This window comes from Acinetobacter sp. ANC 3781 (assembly GCF_004331285.1).
Classification (GTDB): Bacteria; Pseudomonadota; Gammaproteobacteria; order Pseudomonadales; family Moraxellaceae; genus Acinetobacter.
Genome location: NZ_SJOH01000017.1, coordinates 17882 through 34888 on the forward strand (window position 1 = coordinate 17882; position 17007 = coordinate 34888).

General features: G+C 40.1%; 17 protein-coding genes. 4 read left to right on the top strand and 13 right to left on the bottom strand.

The window, feature by feature from the left end; translation table 11 throughout:
- Positions 1-370: 370 nt before the first annotated feature.
- From E0H89_RS12640 to acnD, 8 genes are all read right to left on the bottom strand, one after another.
- Positions 371-1657, bottom strand: a complete 1287-nt coding sequence (locus E0H89_RS12640) for an MFS transporter (protein ID WP_171459167.1) — start codon at positions 1655-1657, stop codon at positions 371-373.
- Positions 1658-2130: 473 nt separating this feature from the next.
- Positions 2131-2352, bottom strand: a complete 222-nt coding sequence (locus E0H89_RS12645; RefSeq protein ID WP_131217647.1) for a hypothetical protein — start codon at positions 2350-2352, stop codon at positions 2131-2133.
- Between the two features lie 165 nt (positions 2353-2517).
- Positions 2518-2661 carry a zinc ribbon-containing protein gene (locus tag E0H89_RS12650; protein ID WP_081408354.1) on the bottom strand — a complete coding sequence of 48 codons (144 nt, stop codon included), beginning with the start codon at positions 2659-2661 and terminating at the stop codon, positions 2518-2520.
- Positions 2662-2767: 106 nt separating this feature from the next.
- A complete protein-coding gene (locus tag E0H89_RS12655; protein WP_250697871.1) occupies positions 2768-3637 on the bottom strand; it encodes a hypothetical protein in 870 nt (289 codons plus the stop codon).
- Positions 3638-3694: 57 nt separating this feature from the next.
- Positions 3695-4018: a hypothetical protein gene (locus tag E0H89_RS16750; protein WP_250697872.1), complete on the bottom strand. Its 324-nt coding sequence runs from the start codon at positions 4016-4018 to the stop codon at positions 3695-3697.
- A gap of 12 nt (positions 4019-4030) precedes the next feature.
- Entirely contained in the window at positions 4031-4249 is a 219-nt protein-coding gene (locus E0H89_RS16755; RefSeq protein WP_131217649.1) for a hypothetical protein, read from the bottom strand.
- A gap of 78 nt (positions 4250-4327) precedes the next feature.
- Positions 4328-4546, bottom strand: coding sequence for a hypothetical protein (locus E0H89_RS12665; RefSeq protein ID WP_131217651.1), 219 nt, complete (start codon positions 4544-4546; stop codon positions 4328-4330).
- A 101-nt stretch (positions 4547-4647) separates the two neighbouring features.
- The gene (gene acnD / locus E0H89_RS12670; protein WP_131217652.1) at positions 4648-7254 is read right to left on the bottom strand and encodes a Fe/S-dependent 2-methylisocitrate dehydratase AcnD; all 2607 of its coding nucleotides are present in this window, start codon (positions 7252-7254) and stop codon (positions 4648-4650) included.
- Between the two features lie 258 nt (positions 7255-7512).
- On the opposite strand from acnD, the gene ygfZ reads away from it, so the two are divergent.
- Entirely contained in the window at positions 7513-8232 is a 720-nt protein-coding gene (gene ygfZ, locus E0H89_RS12675; protein ID WP_131217653.1) for a CAF17-like 4Fe-4S cluster assembly/insertion protein YgfZ, read from the top strand.
- A 59-nt stretch (positions 8233-8291) separates the two neighbouring features.
- On the opposite strand, the gene E0H89_RS12680 is transcribed toward ygfZ, so the two are convergent.
- Positions 8292-8543: a hypothetical protein gene (locus tag E0H89_RS12680; RefSeq protein WP_131217654.1), complete on the bottom strand. Its 252-nt coding sequence runs from the start codon at positions 8541-8543 to the stop codon at positions 8292-8294.
- A 355-nt stretch (positions 8544-8898) separates the two neighbouring features.
- On the opposite strand from E0H89_RS12680, the gene E0H89_RS12685 reads away from it, so the two are divergent.
- Positions 8899-9705: a tetratricopeptide repeat protein gene (locus E0H89_RS12685; protein ID WP_131217655.1), complete on the top strand. Its 807-nt coding sequence runs from the start codon at positions 8899-8901 to the stop codon at positions 9703-9705.
- A gap of 57 nt (positions 9706-9762) precedes the next feature.
- On the opposite strand, the gene E0H89_RS12690 is transcribed toward E0H89_RS12685, so the two are convergent.
- From E0H89_RS12690 to E0H89_RS12705, 4 genes are read right to left on the bottom strand one after another with little or no spacing between them, the layout of a single operon-like run.
- Positions 9763-10686 carry an AEC family transporter gene (locus E0H89_RS12690; protein WP_131217656.1) on the bottom strand — a complete coding sequence of 308 codons (924 nt, stop codon included), beginning with the start codon at positions 10684-10686 and terminating at the stop codon, positions 9763-9765.
- A gap of 58 nt (positions 10687-10744) precedes the next feature.
- On the bottom strand, positions 10745-11866 hold the full coding sequence (locus E0H89_RS12695) for an NADH:flavin oxidoreductase/NADH oxidase (RefSeq protein WP_131217657.1): 1122 nt from the start codon (positions 11864-11866) through the stop codon (positions 10745-10747).
- Between the two features lie 11 nt (positions 11867-11877).
- Positions 11878-14028: a TonB-dependent receptor domain-containing protein gene (locus E0H89_RS12700; RefSeq protein WP_131217658.1), complete on the bottom strand. Its 2151-nt coding sequence runs from the start codon at positions 14026-14028 to the stop codon at positions 11878-11880.
- Between the two features lie 19 nt (positions 14029-14047).
- Positions 14048-15310, bottom strand: a complete 1263-nt coding sequence (locus E0H89_RS12705; protein ID WP_131217659.1) for a carbohydrate porin — start codon at positions 15308-15310, stop codon at positions 14048-14050.
- Between the two features lie 396 nt (positions 15311-15706).
- Between E0H89_RS12705 and mutM the strand changes: the two genes are divergently transcribed.
- Complete coding sequence (gene mutM, locus E0H89_RS12710) at positions 15707-16561, top strand: bifunctional DNA-formamidopyrimidine glycosylase/DNA-(apurinic or apyrimidinic site) lyase (protein WP_131217660.1); 855 nt, start codon at positions 15707-15709, stop codon at positions 16559-16561.
- Positions 16558-16839, top strand: a complete 282-nt coding sequence (locus E0H89_RS12715; RefSeq protein WP_131217661.1) for a peptidylprolyl isomerase — start codon at positions 16558-16560, stop codon at positions 16837-16839. Before mutM ends, E0H89_RS12715 begins: the two co-directional genes overlap by 4 nt.
- The last annotated feature ends 168 nt before the right edge of the window (positions 16840-17007 follow it).

A 17007-nucleotide genomic window follows, 5' to 3' on the forward strand; every position in this document is an offset into this window, starting at 1 on the left:
ACCTTATGCCTATAAACTTGTGATCTATAGCGTCCTAAGCCGAATCGAGACCTTTTGGGTAAGTACTACACTCACGTTATACGTAACTAGTAGCAATCTACTCTTTTCGATCCCCGTCACACCCTTGAGATATAATTTAACAAGTTAGGCTCGGGATTAATTTCCTAAGATTTGTCTATTTCAAATTATTTTAGGAAAATTTCCCTTCAATAGCGTATTAAAAAGAATTTTTTATTAAATTTAAGTACATTATGGTTTTTTATTACGGTTTAATTAAGTTTATTGAAATTAATTTCAGGCTATTTTTCCTGTAAAAAATATGGTGCATAAAAAAACCTGCCCAATGGCAGGTTTTTTTATGCACGTTAAATCAGTGATCGTGATGTAAATACTCAGGTTCTTTCGGTAGAGCAAAACTACACAAGAAGCAAATTACCAGCATTACCACGACATAAACAAAGAAGAGATTTTCAATTCCGGCATCTTTAAACTGTAGCGCTACAGCAGGCGCCGTTCCACCAAATATCGCATTACCTACAGCATAAGAAAAGCCAACACCGAGTGCACGTACATGCGGTGGGAACATTTCCGCCTTAACCAGACCACTAATAGAGGTATAGAAACTTAGCAGCATCATCATAAAAATTAGCAACAAGGTCACAATGACTGGCGAATAGCTAAAGTATGGCATGGCAATCACCATCACTGGATAGATAAAGATTGCCACGGACGCACTGAATGCCAACATTGCAGCACGACGCCCAATACGGTCAGAAATCGCACCAAAAAGTGGTTGTGCCACCATAAATATAAACAGGGCCGCAGTCATCATGTAACCAACAGTTCTACCCTCAATCCCCAAATTGGTCATATAGGTTTTTGAGTAAACGGTCAGCACATAAAAACTTAAAGAACCTGCGGATGTATAACCGACCACCAGCAAGAAGGTTCTCCAGTGCTTTTTAAATAACTCACGCAAACTTCCCGCTTCTTCTTTACCTTCGTCTTTTTTGGACAAAGTCTCCTCTAAGCGACTACGTGCCAGCAATGAAATAATGGCAGCAACACCACCCACTACAAATGGAATGCGCCAGCCGCCATCCATTAACTGTTGTTCAGTCATTAGCATCAGCAAGATAACGCCCAATAAGCTTGCTAATAACTGCCCGCCAGATAAAGTCACATACTGGAATGAAGCAAAAAAGCCACGTTGCCCTTTGAGTGCAATTTCGCTCATATATGTTGCAACTGCGCCATATTCACCGCCTACCGATAAGCCTTGTAACAGACGTACCAAAAGCAACAAGAACGGTGCAGCCATACCCACCTGCTCATAGGTCGGTAATAAAGCAAACAAGAATGAACTGACTGCCATTAAACTAATGGAAATCACCATCGAGTTTTTACGACCATGTTTATCGGCAATACGTCCGAAAATCCAGCTCCCAATAGGGCGCATAAAGAAACTGGCAGCAAAAACACCCCAAACGTAAACCCCTTGGGCTGAAGAACTCATATCTGGTGCAGTTAACGCATGCTGAAAATACATGGCAAAAACAGCATAAATATAGAAGTCAAACCATTCGACCAAGTTACCCGAAGAAGCTCCTATAATCCCTCGAACGCGTTTGCTCTTCTCTTCTTTACTATAAACTATCTCACTCATTGCTGTTCCTTTGTCCCATTTATAATTATTGACAGAGCATGACTCCCACAATAACTTGAATTTTCCACTTTTAATTTTACAGTTCAATAGTAAATTACATTTAAGTCAAAACTCTTTACTTAAATATTGGCTTACTGGATTAACCCATATTTCTTTTAGATAAAAATTTTGAATACTGAGGCTGTAGAGCGAATCTGCTCGATACTTTACATATAGATAAGTATCTAACTCCTATAAAATTAAATGAATTTTTTAGTTGTATTTCTATGAATGAGAATGGGCACTTTTCAGTGAAGATAAATAATCTTGTATAGAATTTATTGATTATTCTAATTTTAGCAGCGAAAGGATAGTTAAATTTAACTAAGGCTCAGTTAAAAATAAACAAACAGCAAAGCCTGTTTAAATCTAAGAAAAGTAAATGCTGTGATACCGGTATTTAAATGAAGTAACAGGCAAGTCAGCTATCTAGCAAATAAATGACGGGTATGCTGATTGATATAGGCATTTAAGCCATCCCCATACTGGGCCAGTTGTTTCATGTTCTCGACATGCTGATAGCCTGCACTGGTATAACTATAGGTATAAGTTTTTGATCTTTTCTTGAATTGAACCCGAATAAACTCATTGCCAATTTCATAGTTGGCCACACCGGAGTCGTGATTAAGGTCAAGATAATGTTCCAAATGAGCAGCCCTGAAAACCGTGAATTTCTTGTTTTATATGGGGTGAATTGATCATTTTTCAAACAAAAATAGCGAATAAACACATATGCTGAAGTAATAAAAAAGCCCTATTGAGTAATAGGGCTTTTGTTCAAAACAGAGGGTAGCTGTTTTTATATGTGCTGCTTAGGCAATTTTGTTGTTAAATATATTGCCAAGGCATTTGGTACACGGGGGTAAACGATCTGTACCAATTTCTAAGTAAGTGCGTTTTCCGCACTGAACACAAAAATAGAAGCCTGTTCCGGGTTTTTCGCCAGCAGTAACCATTTTTGTTCTCCATGGGTTTTAGAAATGGTAGAACCAGTATATCCTTATTATGATGAATGTCTATTGTCCATTTCGACAGATGATAGTGGCGTTTGGGCGAAGTTTTCTAACTGTCATTACTCGCTTTTGCAGGAGTTATAGAATCAATAACATCTTCGACCTTGTTCACTATTCTTTCTCCAACCTTATTCAGACCTGTTTTTTCTATAACCTCATGAGTAGGACTACCATGATTTACAGAATCAACCAATCTCAATGGTGCTTCTTCAAGCCTAGTCAATGCAACATTAAATAATCGAGCCTCAAACTCTTCATCGATTTTTGCAGCTTCTTTTTTATACCCTTCATATGCTTTTGCTACTGATGCCTTGAAATCATAATCTTCTGCTAATTTGAAACGTTGACTAATTTGTTTCGTCGCTAACCAAGCAAACCACAAAGGCGCAATAACACTCGTCATTGATAAAATTATTTGTATCCAAATGATCCCCCAATTTAAATTCTGAGATAATAAGGAACTCGTTAAAATTTGTATTCTTTCGTGCCCAATCCAAGCGCCTACGGCTAGAGCAAATAATAATCCGCCAACCCATAATCTCATTGAATTTTTAAGATCTTTTGCTCTTTGATCAAAAGCTGAAGCTAACCCTTTTGTGGTTGTTATTCGGTATGCATCTTCACAATTCTCTATTAACTTTTTAGCTTGTTTATGTAATTCATTAATAGATTTAAGTTGTGCTTCTACAGAGGCTTTATGTTCAGTAATCTTTTTTCTATCAAAAGATGAGTCTTCATGAATTTCTGAAATTTTTATTCTAGCTTCTTTTAAACTTTGTAAATCAGTGGGTAACGATTCTGCTGCCTCTGTAGCTTCTTTTATTAAATCAATTTGTTGTGATAGGTCATCTTTATTAGGAATAAGATTATCTAATTCCGTCTGAATCCCCCTTAATCTACGGTTAAGTGCAGGTGGCAATGCTTTAGAATCTTGTAAAATTTCCCATGAAAATAATGGCTGAATAACTTTTTCAACTCATTGTAAGGTTGATAGATAAGCTGGTATAGCCTGATTACCATGTCCATTAAACATATAAGGAATTGTATCTGAATACATAACCTGTAAACGTGTAGGTATCAATGATATTAATTCGACTAATTCAGCATCGATAACTTTAATTTCAGAGTTTCGGATGCTCATCGATAAATTTTTAGGAATATTTGCTAAATCATGTCTCGTTACCGCAGGATGATGCCATCCAAAAACATTTTTTAAAACTTGATCATCATTCCATGACTTTAAAACAACTTGCGATAGCTCATCTAAAGCATCACATAGCTTAATTAAGGTTTTATCCATATCTCCCCCTCTTTAATCGTATAATTTTTTTACATTTCGCATAATATAAGAATTTAGCCCATTACCACTCTTAGCTAACACTTTCATTTTTTCTATATGAAATTGACCTGCTTTATAATAACTATAAGTATAAGACCTAGCAGTTCCTTGAAACCAAACAGTTATATACGTACTTCCAATTTCGAAATGAGTAACATTTGAATCATTATCTATGTCTTTATAAATTTCCAAACTTAGCCCCCCTTAATAAAAAACCCCACTTCACAGTAGGGTTTTTTTACAACAATATCAATAACTTTTAGTCTATGTTTATGAAGTATGGCAAGCCGCTGCACACCAATAACAACCATTAATTCTATTGCTAGGCCAATTCGATTTAGCTTGAGCAACCGCTTGCTGACAATTAGAAAAATTGCCTAGTTCAATTTGATTCTCTGCAGCCGGCAGATAGCTACAACCTTTTGTGGCATTGTGTACTTCATGATCACCACTAGATTGTGAGTTCTTATTAATAATATATTTATCCATTGACTTTCCCCATTCAAAAAATTTAAGTGACATTAAAAATAAAGCCATATTAATAATATGGCTTTATTGGTTAAAAATCAAACACCTTTATAAATAGTTAATTACGCCACTTGCCCTTCCAAAAAGTCCTGTGCAAAGCGTTGCAATACACCACCCGCTTCATACACATGCACTTCTTCTTCGGTATCCAAACGGCAGGTTACCGGCACTTCAGTAATCTGATTCTTGCCATCATCTGTGGCACGTTCAATCACTAAAGTTAAGGTTGAACGTGGCGCAATATTACCAATCACGCTATATAGCTCAGTACCATCCAGCTTCAATGTTTTACGGTCTGTGCCCGGTTTAAACTCAAGCGGCAATACACCCATGCCGACCAGATTGGTACGGTGAATACGCTCAAAACCTTCTGCAACAATCGCTTCTACACCAGCTAGACGCACACCTTTGGCAGCCCAGTCACGGCTTGAACCCTGACCATAGTCTTTACCGGCAATCACAATCAAAGGCTGCTTACGGTTCATGTAAGTTTCAATCGCTTCCCACATACGCATTACTTCGCCTTCCGGCTCTACACGCGCTTTCGAACCTTGCTTAATTGTACCGTCGGAACGAACCACCATTTCATTAAACAGTTTCGGATTCGCCAGTGTCGCACGTTGTGTAGTCAGGTGATCACCGCGGTGCGTCGCATAAGAGTTAAAGTCTTCTTCAGGCACACCCATTTTTTTCAGGTATTCGCCTGAAGCACTGTCGAGCACAATCGCATTCGATGGAGATAAGTGGTCGGTGGTAATGTTGTCACCCAAAATTGCCAGCGGACGCATATTTGCAAGTGTACGCGGTGCAGCCAATGCCCCTTCCCAATACGGCGGACGGCGAATATAGGTACTTTGCGGACGCCAGTCATACAGTGGACTGACTGTCTTTTCATTCTTGCCTAGATCGAACATTGGAATATAGACTTGACGAAACTGTTCAGGCTTCACTGACTTTTGCACCAAAGCATCAATTTCAGCATCGGATGGCCAAATGTCTTTTAAGTAAATTGGATTACCGTCTTTATCGTTGCCAAGTGAATCTTTTTCGATGTCAAAACGAATAGTGCCGGCGATTGCATACGCAACCACGAGCGGCGGTGATGCCAAGAATGCCTGTTTTGCATAAGGATGGATACGACCATCAAAGTTACGATTACCCGATAACACCGCAGTTGCATACAGGTCACGGTCAATAATTTCTTGCTGAATTTTTGGGTCTAACGCACCAGACATCCCGTTACAGGTGGTGCAGGCATAAGCCACAATACCAAAGCCGAGTTTTTCTAAATCGTGCAATACACCCGCCTCTTCAAGGTAAAGTGCTGCCGTTTTAGATCCTGGTGCAAAAGATGATTTCACCCAAGGTTTACGGGTTAAACCCAACTCGTTTGCCTTACGCGCAAGCAAACCTGCTGCAACAGTATTACGCGGGTTTGATGTATTGGTACAAGACGTGATTGCAGCAATGATCACTGCACCGTCCGGCATTAAACCATCGGTACGCTGCTCAACCACGCCGGCAATGCCTTTTTCTTTTAAGTCAGCTGTAGATACACGTGCATGCGGATTCGATGGCCCGGCAATATTGCGGGTCACAGTCGACAAGTCGAAACGCAGTACACGCGGATATTCTGCTTGTTTCATTTCGGATGCCCAAAGCCCAATTTCTTTGGCATAGGCTTCAACCAGTTTCACTTGTTCTGCTTCACGACCAGTCAAGGTCAGATAATCAATGGTGTTCTGGTCAATGTAGAACATGGCAGCCGTTGCGCCATATTCAGGAGTCATGTTGGAAATCGTGGCACGATCCCCCACCGACATGCTGTCCGCACCTTCACCAAAGAATTCAAGATAGGCACCCACGACACGCTCTTTACGCAAAAATTCAGTTAGTGCCAATACGATATCGGTTGCAGTAATACCGGCTTGACGCTGACCGACCAGTTCCACACCAATAATGTCTGGCAGACGCATCCACGATGCACGGCCCAGCATCACATTTTCAGCTTCCAAGCCACCGACACCAATCGAGATTACCCCCAAAGCATCGGTATGCGGAGTATGCGAGTCTGTTCCTACGCAGGTATCTGGATACGCCACGCCATCACGGTTTTGAATCACCGGAGACATTTTTTCCAGATTGATCTGGTGCATGATGCCGTTGCCCGCAGGAATTACATCGACATTTTCAAAGGCTGTTTTGGTCCACTCAATAAAGTGGAAACGGTCTTCATTACGACGGTCTTCAATGGCACGGTTTTTCTCAAAAGCATCAGGATCGGAACCGCCATACTCCACTGCCAATGAGTGGTCAACGATGAGCTGTGTAGGAACAACTGGATTTACCTTGGACGGGTCTCCGCCCTGATCAGCAATCGCATCACGTAAGCCAGCCAAGTCGACCAGTGCGGTCTGACCCAAGATGTCATGACAGACTACACGTGCCGGATACCAGGGAAAGTCGTGATCTTGTTTACGTTGAATAAGTTCTTTTAATGACTGCTCTAAAATGGCTGGGTCACAACGGCGTACCAACTGTTCTGCAAGTACTTTAGAGGTATAAGGAAGTTTGGCATATGCGCCTGGCTGGATATCTTCTACGGCTTGGCGCACGTCAAAATATTCGAGCTGGGTGCCTTGCAGTAGTTTACGGTAGTTGTTGTTCATAGCTTACCTGCCTCTTAAATCATTTTTTTACTGCGTAATTGTTGTTGACTAGTCACACTCGTTTGTTAGCATTGTACGCTGTGAAAAAGCCATTTCCCAAATCACATATATTTCAAAAGCTTAGGTATAAAATTGGCATTTTAGAAATATTTAGTTACATAAAATTTAGAATATTTGCCCTAAATGTGCTTTTTTTTGCAAAATAGCGGAAAATACAGCTAATTCTTTAGTATTAGATCCAGTATTGGTGGCCAATAAATGAGTAATCCAGCTTTCTCCTTATTCACGCTAAACGGTGTGGATGCGCAAAAATTCCTTCAAGGTCAAGTGACTTTAAATACCGAAGCCTTAACAGAAAACCTAACTCGATATACAGCAATCTGTAGTTTAAAAGGTCGTATTCAGTTTGGTTTATGGCTCAAAAAAATTAATCCGGAAAGTTTTGAAATTGTTGTGACTGCCGATCAAGCCGAAGAGTTTGCCAAGCATATTAAAAAGTTTGGTGCATTTTCTAAAATGAAGCTGGAAGAAGTCGGTTCAGTGTTCCCTACTCTAGATGGCGACAGCACTAATTTTTCTGCGGCTGAAACTGATATTGCAGTATGGCAACTGCAAGCGATTGAATCCGGTCAAGCCTGGATTGAAGCAGCAACGGCGCATGAGTTCCAACCGCAAGAATTACGTTTACACCAACGTGAAGGCGTGCATTACGACAAGGGCTGTTATATTGGTCAGGAAATCATTGCGCGCCTGTGGTTTAAAGCCAAGCCTAAAAGCTGGTTACATTTGGTTCAAGGTACAGGTGCAACACCTGCTTTGGCAACAAAGTTAAATAATGATGTTGAAGTGGTAAACAGCATTGCGATTGATGGCGGTTATAAAGCTTTAGTGGTCGCTAAACCTGCAGCACTTGAAGAACTAGGTTTAGCCGTTTTAGATTTACCAGAGGCTTTAAAAGGCGATGTGGCACGTCCGTAATAATATTCAAGTTTACTAACTCCATTAAAAAAGCCTCCCAAATCGGAGGCTTTTTAAAATCATAAATTAAAATCGTGAAAAAGTTTGTTCATGTCTTTAATGACATACTCTTTAAAATGAAATGCACGCGCATGTTTTGCATCAATACGTGCCGTCTTACCCTCATGTTCAAAGATATAAACACGGTCGTCTTTGCTCACCAAAAAGTTTTTGCCTAATCTCATTAACAATGCATCAAATTTATCTTCATCCGGAATGCTTTCATCCAGATTAATCTGATCATATGCCCGTTTAATCGCTTTGATGAACATTCATATACTCACAATTTTATTCAGCCGCGATTTAAACAAACATTGAGGAAAAAGCAAAGTGCTGTTGATTTCGTGACGCCTTTTTTATGTCATGAAATTTTACTTAAACTAAAACTTTAACTTTAACTTTAGAAGAGCAATTCACGTTAATACAAAAAAGCCTTAAGGCTGATTTAAGCTACTCATTATTTACTTAAGCCCTTGCTCTGCAAATATCAAAAAAAATTGTTGCAGTACACAAATCATATATTTACATTCACACAATTAAACTTATGATGTTGTATTGAGTCTTCCACATACATTCTTAAACACATAAATGGAATTATGTGATTGTTTATAAAAAGGTTATTAAACTATGAAAAAAATTATACTTGCCAGCATCATTGCGCTGTCTTCACATCTTGCAATGGCAGAGATGGCAACAAACTCTGTTGATCCTGCATTTGCTAAAATTGAAACATTAATCAAATCCAATAATATGAAGGATGCTTACCAAGAATTGGAAAAATTGGCCAAAACGGGGAATGCTCAAGCCATTTATAACTTAGGCTATCTGACTCAAACCGGTCAAGGTACAGCCAAAGATGAGAAAAAAGCCATTAAGCTGTATGAAGAGTCTGCAAGCAAAGGCTATCCTGTTGCCAACTATGTATTGGGTAAAAATTACATGGGTGGAACTCTAGGTCTTAAACAAGATACTAAAAAAGCCAAACAGTATCTAGAAAAAGCCTCTAATCAGGGTTTTGCTGATGCGACTGTCGATTTAGCCGTTTTACTTTTTGCTGAAGGTACACCTGCTTCAGAAAAACTGGCATTGCACAAATTAGATCCTTTAATTAAAAAAGATAACTATCAAGCAATTCATGCCAAAGCGTTATATGACATTAGTTTGGGTTTTAAAAATAAAAATGAAGCACCCATTAAACAAGGTTTAAAAAGCATTCAAGAGTTGGCGCAAAAAGGCTATATTCCAGCCTTGATGGCCGTGGGCAATATGTTTGCAAATGGCAAAATCGTGCCGCAAAACTTGCCTGAAGCGAAAAAGATATTCTCTGCGCTAGCAAAAGAAAATATACCGCAAGCCAAAGAATCTTTAGCAGTAGTGGATAAAATGATGGCTGAACAAGCAAAAGCTCCTGCAAAGGCTGAAAAGAAAAGCTAAGTTTTCCTCATAAAAAAAGCCCTCAGTTAGGGGCTTTTTTATTGCCGTTATCATCATTTACCACCAAATTGCAATTAGACCACTCAGCAGCATAAAACCCAATATTGTACTGAGCATTAGAGCGCTCAGTGCTTTATCACCAAGTCCATAGTTCTGTCCCAAAATACCGAACGCAATCGGCATGGGTAATGCAGCAAGCAATGTGCCGGCATACAGCATTTCCTGACTGACATTGGGTGAAATACTCAGTAAGGCAAAAATAGTCAGTGGCATCAGTACAATTTTTATTAGCACCAAAGTCATGCTCTGTAAATCTACAGCTTTTAAACTCATTCCAACCAGACTTCCCCCAATGACAAATAAAGCAATCGGAGATGCCGTTTTGCCTAACATCTCTAAAGCCTGAGCAATGGAAGATGGAAGTTGGATCTTCAAGATCACACATAACATGCCAAACACGATCGACAGAATAACCGGATTTTTAATGACGTTATATAAAGTCTGCTTGAGCAACTGAGATTTCGCCCGATGTTGATGAATACCTGCTTCAGCAATAATCAGGGTCAAAGTCATAATTAGCAGATTTTCAATAATCAGGGTCAAGGAAAGATAAATTGCTGCATGCTGTCCAATCAACATCATAAGTATGGCTGTACCAATAAACCCGGTATTGGACATGGATGCGCCCATAGACAATACGCCAGATTCGGTCAAACGACATTGAAAATATTGACGGTACAACAAAAATGCAAAGGCAAAAACAAGCAGTGATCCCCCGCCATAAGCGATGAAATAACTGGGATGCCAAATTTCATCAAAACGCTTACTGGATAAGGCTTGCAATAAAAATGCCGGCAAGGATATTTTAAAAACAAACTGACTTAAACCTTTTATATGCTCGGCTAAAATAAATTCGAACTTTACGCAGATAAATCCCAATAGAAGCAGCAGGCAAATCGGTAAAATTACACTTAAAACCACAACTGCTCCTTGTTTTTAAATCAAATTATTTCAGCTCAATCACTACCATTTGAACCATTCAATTTTGGTTTTGAAAAGGTTTAAACAGTGATTTCAAACCATGCGGCTGACAGCGCAAATATTGCGGTGAAATTTCAATATGTGCATCCAATGTCGCAGCAGCATGCCAAGGCCAACGCGGATCGTAAAGCATGGCACGTGCAAGACCAATGGCGTCTGCTTGTCCGGTTTGTAAAATATGTTCAGCTTGCTGCGCTTCAGTAATCAGTCCTACTGCAATGACCGGAATATGAACCACTTTCTTTATTGCTTCAGCAAAAGGCACCTGATAGTTGGCACCAATTTGAATCTGTTGCTGGGCATGCAAACCACCACTGGATACGTGAATATAAACTGCCCCCAACTGCTCTAGAGCTTTGGATAAACCGACCGAAGATTCCACATCCCAACTGTCTTTTCCATCGATCCAATCGGTCGCCGAAATACGCACCCCGACCGGATAATCTGCAGGTACTGCATTTTTTATGGCTTGCAGTACTTCAAGCGTCAAGCGAATCCGGTTTTCAAAACTGCCCCCATATTCGTCATCCCGGGTATTGGAGAGTGGTGACATAAACTGGTGCAGCAAATAACCATGCGCTGCATGTATCTCAATTATATCAAAACCTGCATCCACGGCGCGTACGGCTGCATCAGCAAAGTCCTGAATCACTTTCTGGATTTCATCTTTACTCAGCGCATGCGGTGGGTGATCAGTTGGATTAAATGGCAAATCACTGGCAGAAACAGTTTGCCAGCCGTGTGCTTCTTCCGGTTTAAATTGGTCTTTTCCAGCCCAGGGTTTATCGGTAGATGCTTTACGGCCTGCATGCGCCAATTGAATACCAAAAGGCATAGGAGATAAAGATTTTACTTTAGCCAACAGCGCTTTTATTTGAGCACGTTGCAAATCATTCCAAAGCCCTAAATCTGCATAACTGATTCGCCCTTCAGGCTGAACCGCAGTGGCTTCAATAATGCATAAACCTGCACCCGACAAGGCATAGTTCGCCCATTGCTGTTCGTGCCAATAGGTCACTTCCCCTTGTTCAGTTGCTGAATACTGACACATGGGTGCAATCACGATTTTATTATTAAGTTTTAATGTTCCAAACTGAATATTTTCAAATAATAAAGCCACACTTTCTCTCCTTAAAATGCTTTAGTAACACTTAAACCTGCGCTCCAGTTCGCACCATCCGCAGGTTCAAAGAAACGACCATTGCCATCATTGACAATGACTGAGCCTACATACTCTTTATCAAATAAATTATCGACCCGGGCAAAAGTCCGCACTTTCCAGTCTGCATTTTTCCAAATATAACCCACATTGACACTGGTTACGCTATAGCTTGGTGCAGCATCAGAATTGAGATCATCGACATATAATTTGTCAATATAGCGAACATCTAGCCCAGCGTTAAAACCAGTTTCCGGCTGCCAGCCCAAAGATGCAAAAGCCTGATTTTTAGCTACACCTGGAATGTAATTCCCTTTCGCTACTACCTTTGCAGGGTCAGTATTTGGGATATCGGCATCAAAAGTTGCATCGATAAAACTATAACTTGCTTGCGCAGTTAACTCACGCCATAGCTTTTTATTCCATGAGAGTTCCACACCTTGTCTTAGCGTTTTATCGGCATTGCGGAAAGTATTCCGTCCATTGTTCGATTCAGCTGAAACGATGTCGTTGTGCGTTTCACTTTGGAAAATAGCAGCAGTAAAATTACCGAAACGATTTTGAGATTTTAAGCCCAGTTCATAGTTATCACTGGTCGCAGGGTTTAAGTCAAAGTTAATTCCCGATGTCGCCACTGTTGGATAAGCCATTTCAGTAAAAGTCGGGGTTTCAAAACCTTTGGCATAACTGATATAGGTCGAAAATTCTGGAGTAATGTTCCAGGTCAATGCGGCAGAAGGTAAAAATTTTTGATAATCCGTTTTACCGCTGTCGTCTCCATTATCTGTGACAATATAATGATCTTTAGATTCATAATGCACATTGCTATAACGTAAGCCAGTATCTAATGTCCAATTGGGTAAAAAATCCCAAGAGGCTTGCAGATAAGGGTCTAAATTCCACAGCGTATTATTTTCATCACGACGTAATTGGCCTTTTTGGCCTTTATTAATATCTGAAGCAGGAGTATCAGCTGCGGTTCTAGTAAAGTTTTCATAACCTTGACGATCTTCGGTCATTGCATCAAAAGCAAAACCGGCGGTAAAACGTGTATTGGGTAATAAGTCTTTAGCTGTCCAACGCAAATCAGTACCGTAATAATCACGGCTAAAATCGATCACTCCACCGGCATGTGTTGCGCTATTGCGTTGTGCTGTATTTGGTATTGATTGGTATTGAACAACTTCTCGGTGTCCTATATAAGCCATACCATACAATTCATGTTGGTCATTTAAAGGCTTAGTCCAATTCAATCCTGTTTGAGTTTGATTGATTTCCTTACGAACATTGTATTCATTAACAATATCGGCAACCTGCTTAGGATTAGCTTTCCATTGCGCTCGGGTCAAGCCCTGTGGATCATCAGCGTTAATATCCACATGATTCACAATCCAGTTCAGTTTAGAACCGTCATCTAAATCCCAAGTCAGTTTGGCATTGCTTAATACTTTTTTGGCAGCGCTATGCTCACGATAACCATCGGTATCAAAATAAGATGAACTCACTACATAACTTGGCTCACTGGCTTTATCTGCCCCACCTTGCAAGACAATATCCGTACGACCTTTGTTATGACTCCCCAGCGAGTAGCCTAACTGGATAGAGTCACGGCCCTCGCCTTGTTTAGTGGTGGTTAAAATCGTACCACCCGAAGAGTTACCATAAAGTGATGAAAATGGTCCACCCAAAACTTCAATATGATCCAAGCTGCTTAAATCAATATTCGAGGTTTGTCCCTGACCATCAGGCATAGTTGCAGGAATGCCATCCACATATAAACGTATGCCCCGCACCCCAAAAGTTGAGCGTGCGCCAAAGCCACGCATCGAGATTTGTAAATCTTGGGCGTAATTTTCACGGTTATTCAGTTGTAAGCCAGGCACACCTTTTAAGGTTTCAGATAAATTAATGCCCAGATTATTTTCATTGTTGTTCTGATCAACTCGATATACCGAAGCTGGTGTTTGCAACCAGTCTGTATCAGTACGTGTTGCTTCAATTTTTAAGGTAGGCAACAAAACAGGTTCCGTAGAACCTGCTTCAGCATAAAGGTTTTGGCAGATGCATGCCGTCAGGCAAAGTAAAGTCATATTGATGGGCATCAGGTGATATTTACCTTGCATGGGGACTCTCTATGTCATATTAAAATACTACTTTAGAGCTTAAACCAAGAACCAAGGCATCGTCCACGTTATTTGTAGTGCCTGGGTTAATAACATATTGAATATTCGGACGAAGCATTAACCATTTGGTTGGGTAATAGCTATAGTTCAATTCAACATTGTATTCGGCACTGGCATTAAATGCAGGATGAGGGATACGGTCATTTACATGTACACGGTTTATCCCCAGGCCTAAAATGTCATTAGGTTGAGAATCCAGTAAACCAATATATTTCACCCCGATTTGTTGTGAATTATCGACTTTATTGGTGGTACGGTCATGCCAGGTAAAGTTGGCAAAGCTATGCAAGCCCTGTTTACCCGAACCTGTCGAGGTCAATTGCTGTTCGACTGCCAACCAGCCAGCATAAGTACGATCTTCGCCCATTGTGCCTTTAGCATAGGCAACATTATATTGATTCTTAGCTTCATCGGCCGTGTTGTATATACCACCTACCCGGTAGCTGCCCGGCAAACCGTTCACAAATGATTTCGGCTGCCATACTACTTCCACGGGAATAGTCACACCATCGGCATGATCAGTATCCAAGTTCCAGCCATGACGTTCCAAGGCATTTTCAGGGTTATATTCATACACACCGACTTGAGTAAATACTTCAGGCGTTACCTGATATTTCAGACGGCCACCCCATTGTGAAACAGGCGTGTTCATCCAGATATTACCTTGCCATTTCCCCATTTGCGCCGCACAAAATGCTGTGCTCTGGAAATCACACGCCATCACGTTAAAGTCCATTCCTAAACCTAAACGACCGACTTTGACACTCACGCCTTGCGCTTTAAAATTCTTTTCAATCGACAATTCACTTAAACGTGTTTTTTGGTTACCACGGCCAAAGTTCGCCTGAACATTGGCAAGTTGCGGCACCTCACCCTGCAAATCATCGACTGTGGTATTTTGTCCTTGACGTGCACTCATCACAGCACGAATTGTCACCCCATCCCAGCCTGCAAGTTTTTCCATATCGAAAGTTGAGCCTAACCATAATTGGCTCGCTACAGTCGGATCATTGCCATCATCACGACCGCCATCGGCTAAATAGGCAACATCAGCAGCAATATTGGCATCAAATTTCATGCCTCTAGCTGCAAGTTCAGTACGTTTACCGTTCCAGTCACCTAACAAATACTGACCATTTAGGTCAAATGCTTCAACAGCTTGAGTTTGGGCCATGGCAACCATCATCAAAGTTGGTAACAGAGCTAGACTAAATTTTTTCATAAGGAAAACCACAGCAACATTTAGAGACTACAATTCAAAGAAATTGCATATATTGTGTGAAAATTACATAATTTATAAACATTAATCTCATCAATTTTTTTATCATATAAAAAACAAAAAGTTATATATAAAGTAAAATAAATAACAATTAGTTTAATATAAATTAAATTTATTAATAATTTTCAATAATTTAATGAAAAATCAATTTTAAAAAATAACTATCTATAATAAAAATGGAATTTAAAATTAGACTAAAGGGTATATGTTTAATCAATTTAAAAGAAAGGTATTTAGAAGATAAATCACAAATCTCACAGATTGGAATTCAAAATAAAAACTTGCATTCACTACCTCGTAACCCGATATTAGCTTTATCTACTCACACTAAAATCCAACATGCCTGAATTACCTGAAGTCGAAACCACCAAAACCAGTTTATTACCTTTAATTGACCAAAAAGTCTTAAAAGTTGAAGTGCATCAGTCTAGTTTACGCTGGCCTATCCCTGAAAATATTCAGAAATTGAAAGGACAAAAACTGCTTAAGCTGACCCGACGTTCTAAATATATTTTGGCAGAGTTTGAGCACGATACTATGCTCTGGCATTTAGGCATGTCGGGGAGTTTCCGTCTTTGCGATGCCCATACGGAATTACGCAAGCATGATCATTTAATTATTCAATTTGAAGATATCGAACTGCGTTATCACGACCCGCGCCGTTTTGGCTGTATTTTATGGCTAGATCCCAACTCGCAAAGCAAACTGATTGATACTTTAGGCCCTGAACCTTTAAGTGATGCCTTTAATACGGATTATTTAGCGGAAAAATTTAAAAAGAAAAATGTCGGTGCCAAAGTGGCGATTATGGATAATCATATTGTTGTCGGCGTAGGCAATATTTACGCAACTGAGAGTTTGTTTAATCTCGGTATTCACCCTGCCCAGCCCGCTTCAAGTTTAAATCGCACACAAATTGAAAAACTGGTCATCGAAATTAAACGTATTTTAAAACAGGCGATTGATTTAGGGGGCTCTACCCTGCGTGACTATAGTAATGCGATGGGTGAAAATGGTTATTTCCAGCAAACCTTGTTGGCCTATGGGCGCGCCGGTGAAATGTGTATTAACTGCGAAAGCACTTTAGAAAATTTAAAGCTTGGACAACGTGCCAGTGTATTTTGTCCGCAGTGTCAGCCTTTAAAAAAAGTTAAAATAGTAACCAAGACACCCTCTAAAGTGAATAAAGCATGAAATCTGCCATCGTCCGTCATATTTTAGTCAAAGATAAAGAATTGGCTGAACAGCTGAAAAAGAAAATTAAAGCCGGTGCAGATTTTGCCAAAATTGCCAAACAGCATTCAACTTGTCCGTCGGGTAAAAAAGGTGGTGAACTGGGTGAAATTAAAAAAGGTCAGTTGGTTGGCCCAATTGATAAAGCTGTTTTCACTTTAGCTGAACGTGAATTACATGGCCCGATCAAAAGTCAGTTTGGCTGGCATTTATTGGAAATTAAGTTCCGGATGGATTAGCAATCTATGTTGCTCCTTCCTACTTTTAGGAGGTGAGGAATATATTCCGCAAGGGGATGGAGGTGATTTACCATTATAGAAAACTCACCTCTCCCCAGCGCTCACTTGCGCTGCGTTTTAAAAGAGTGCTTTAAAACTTGCTCAAGAGAGAGAATAAATAAGGTATAA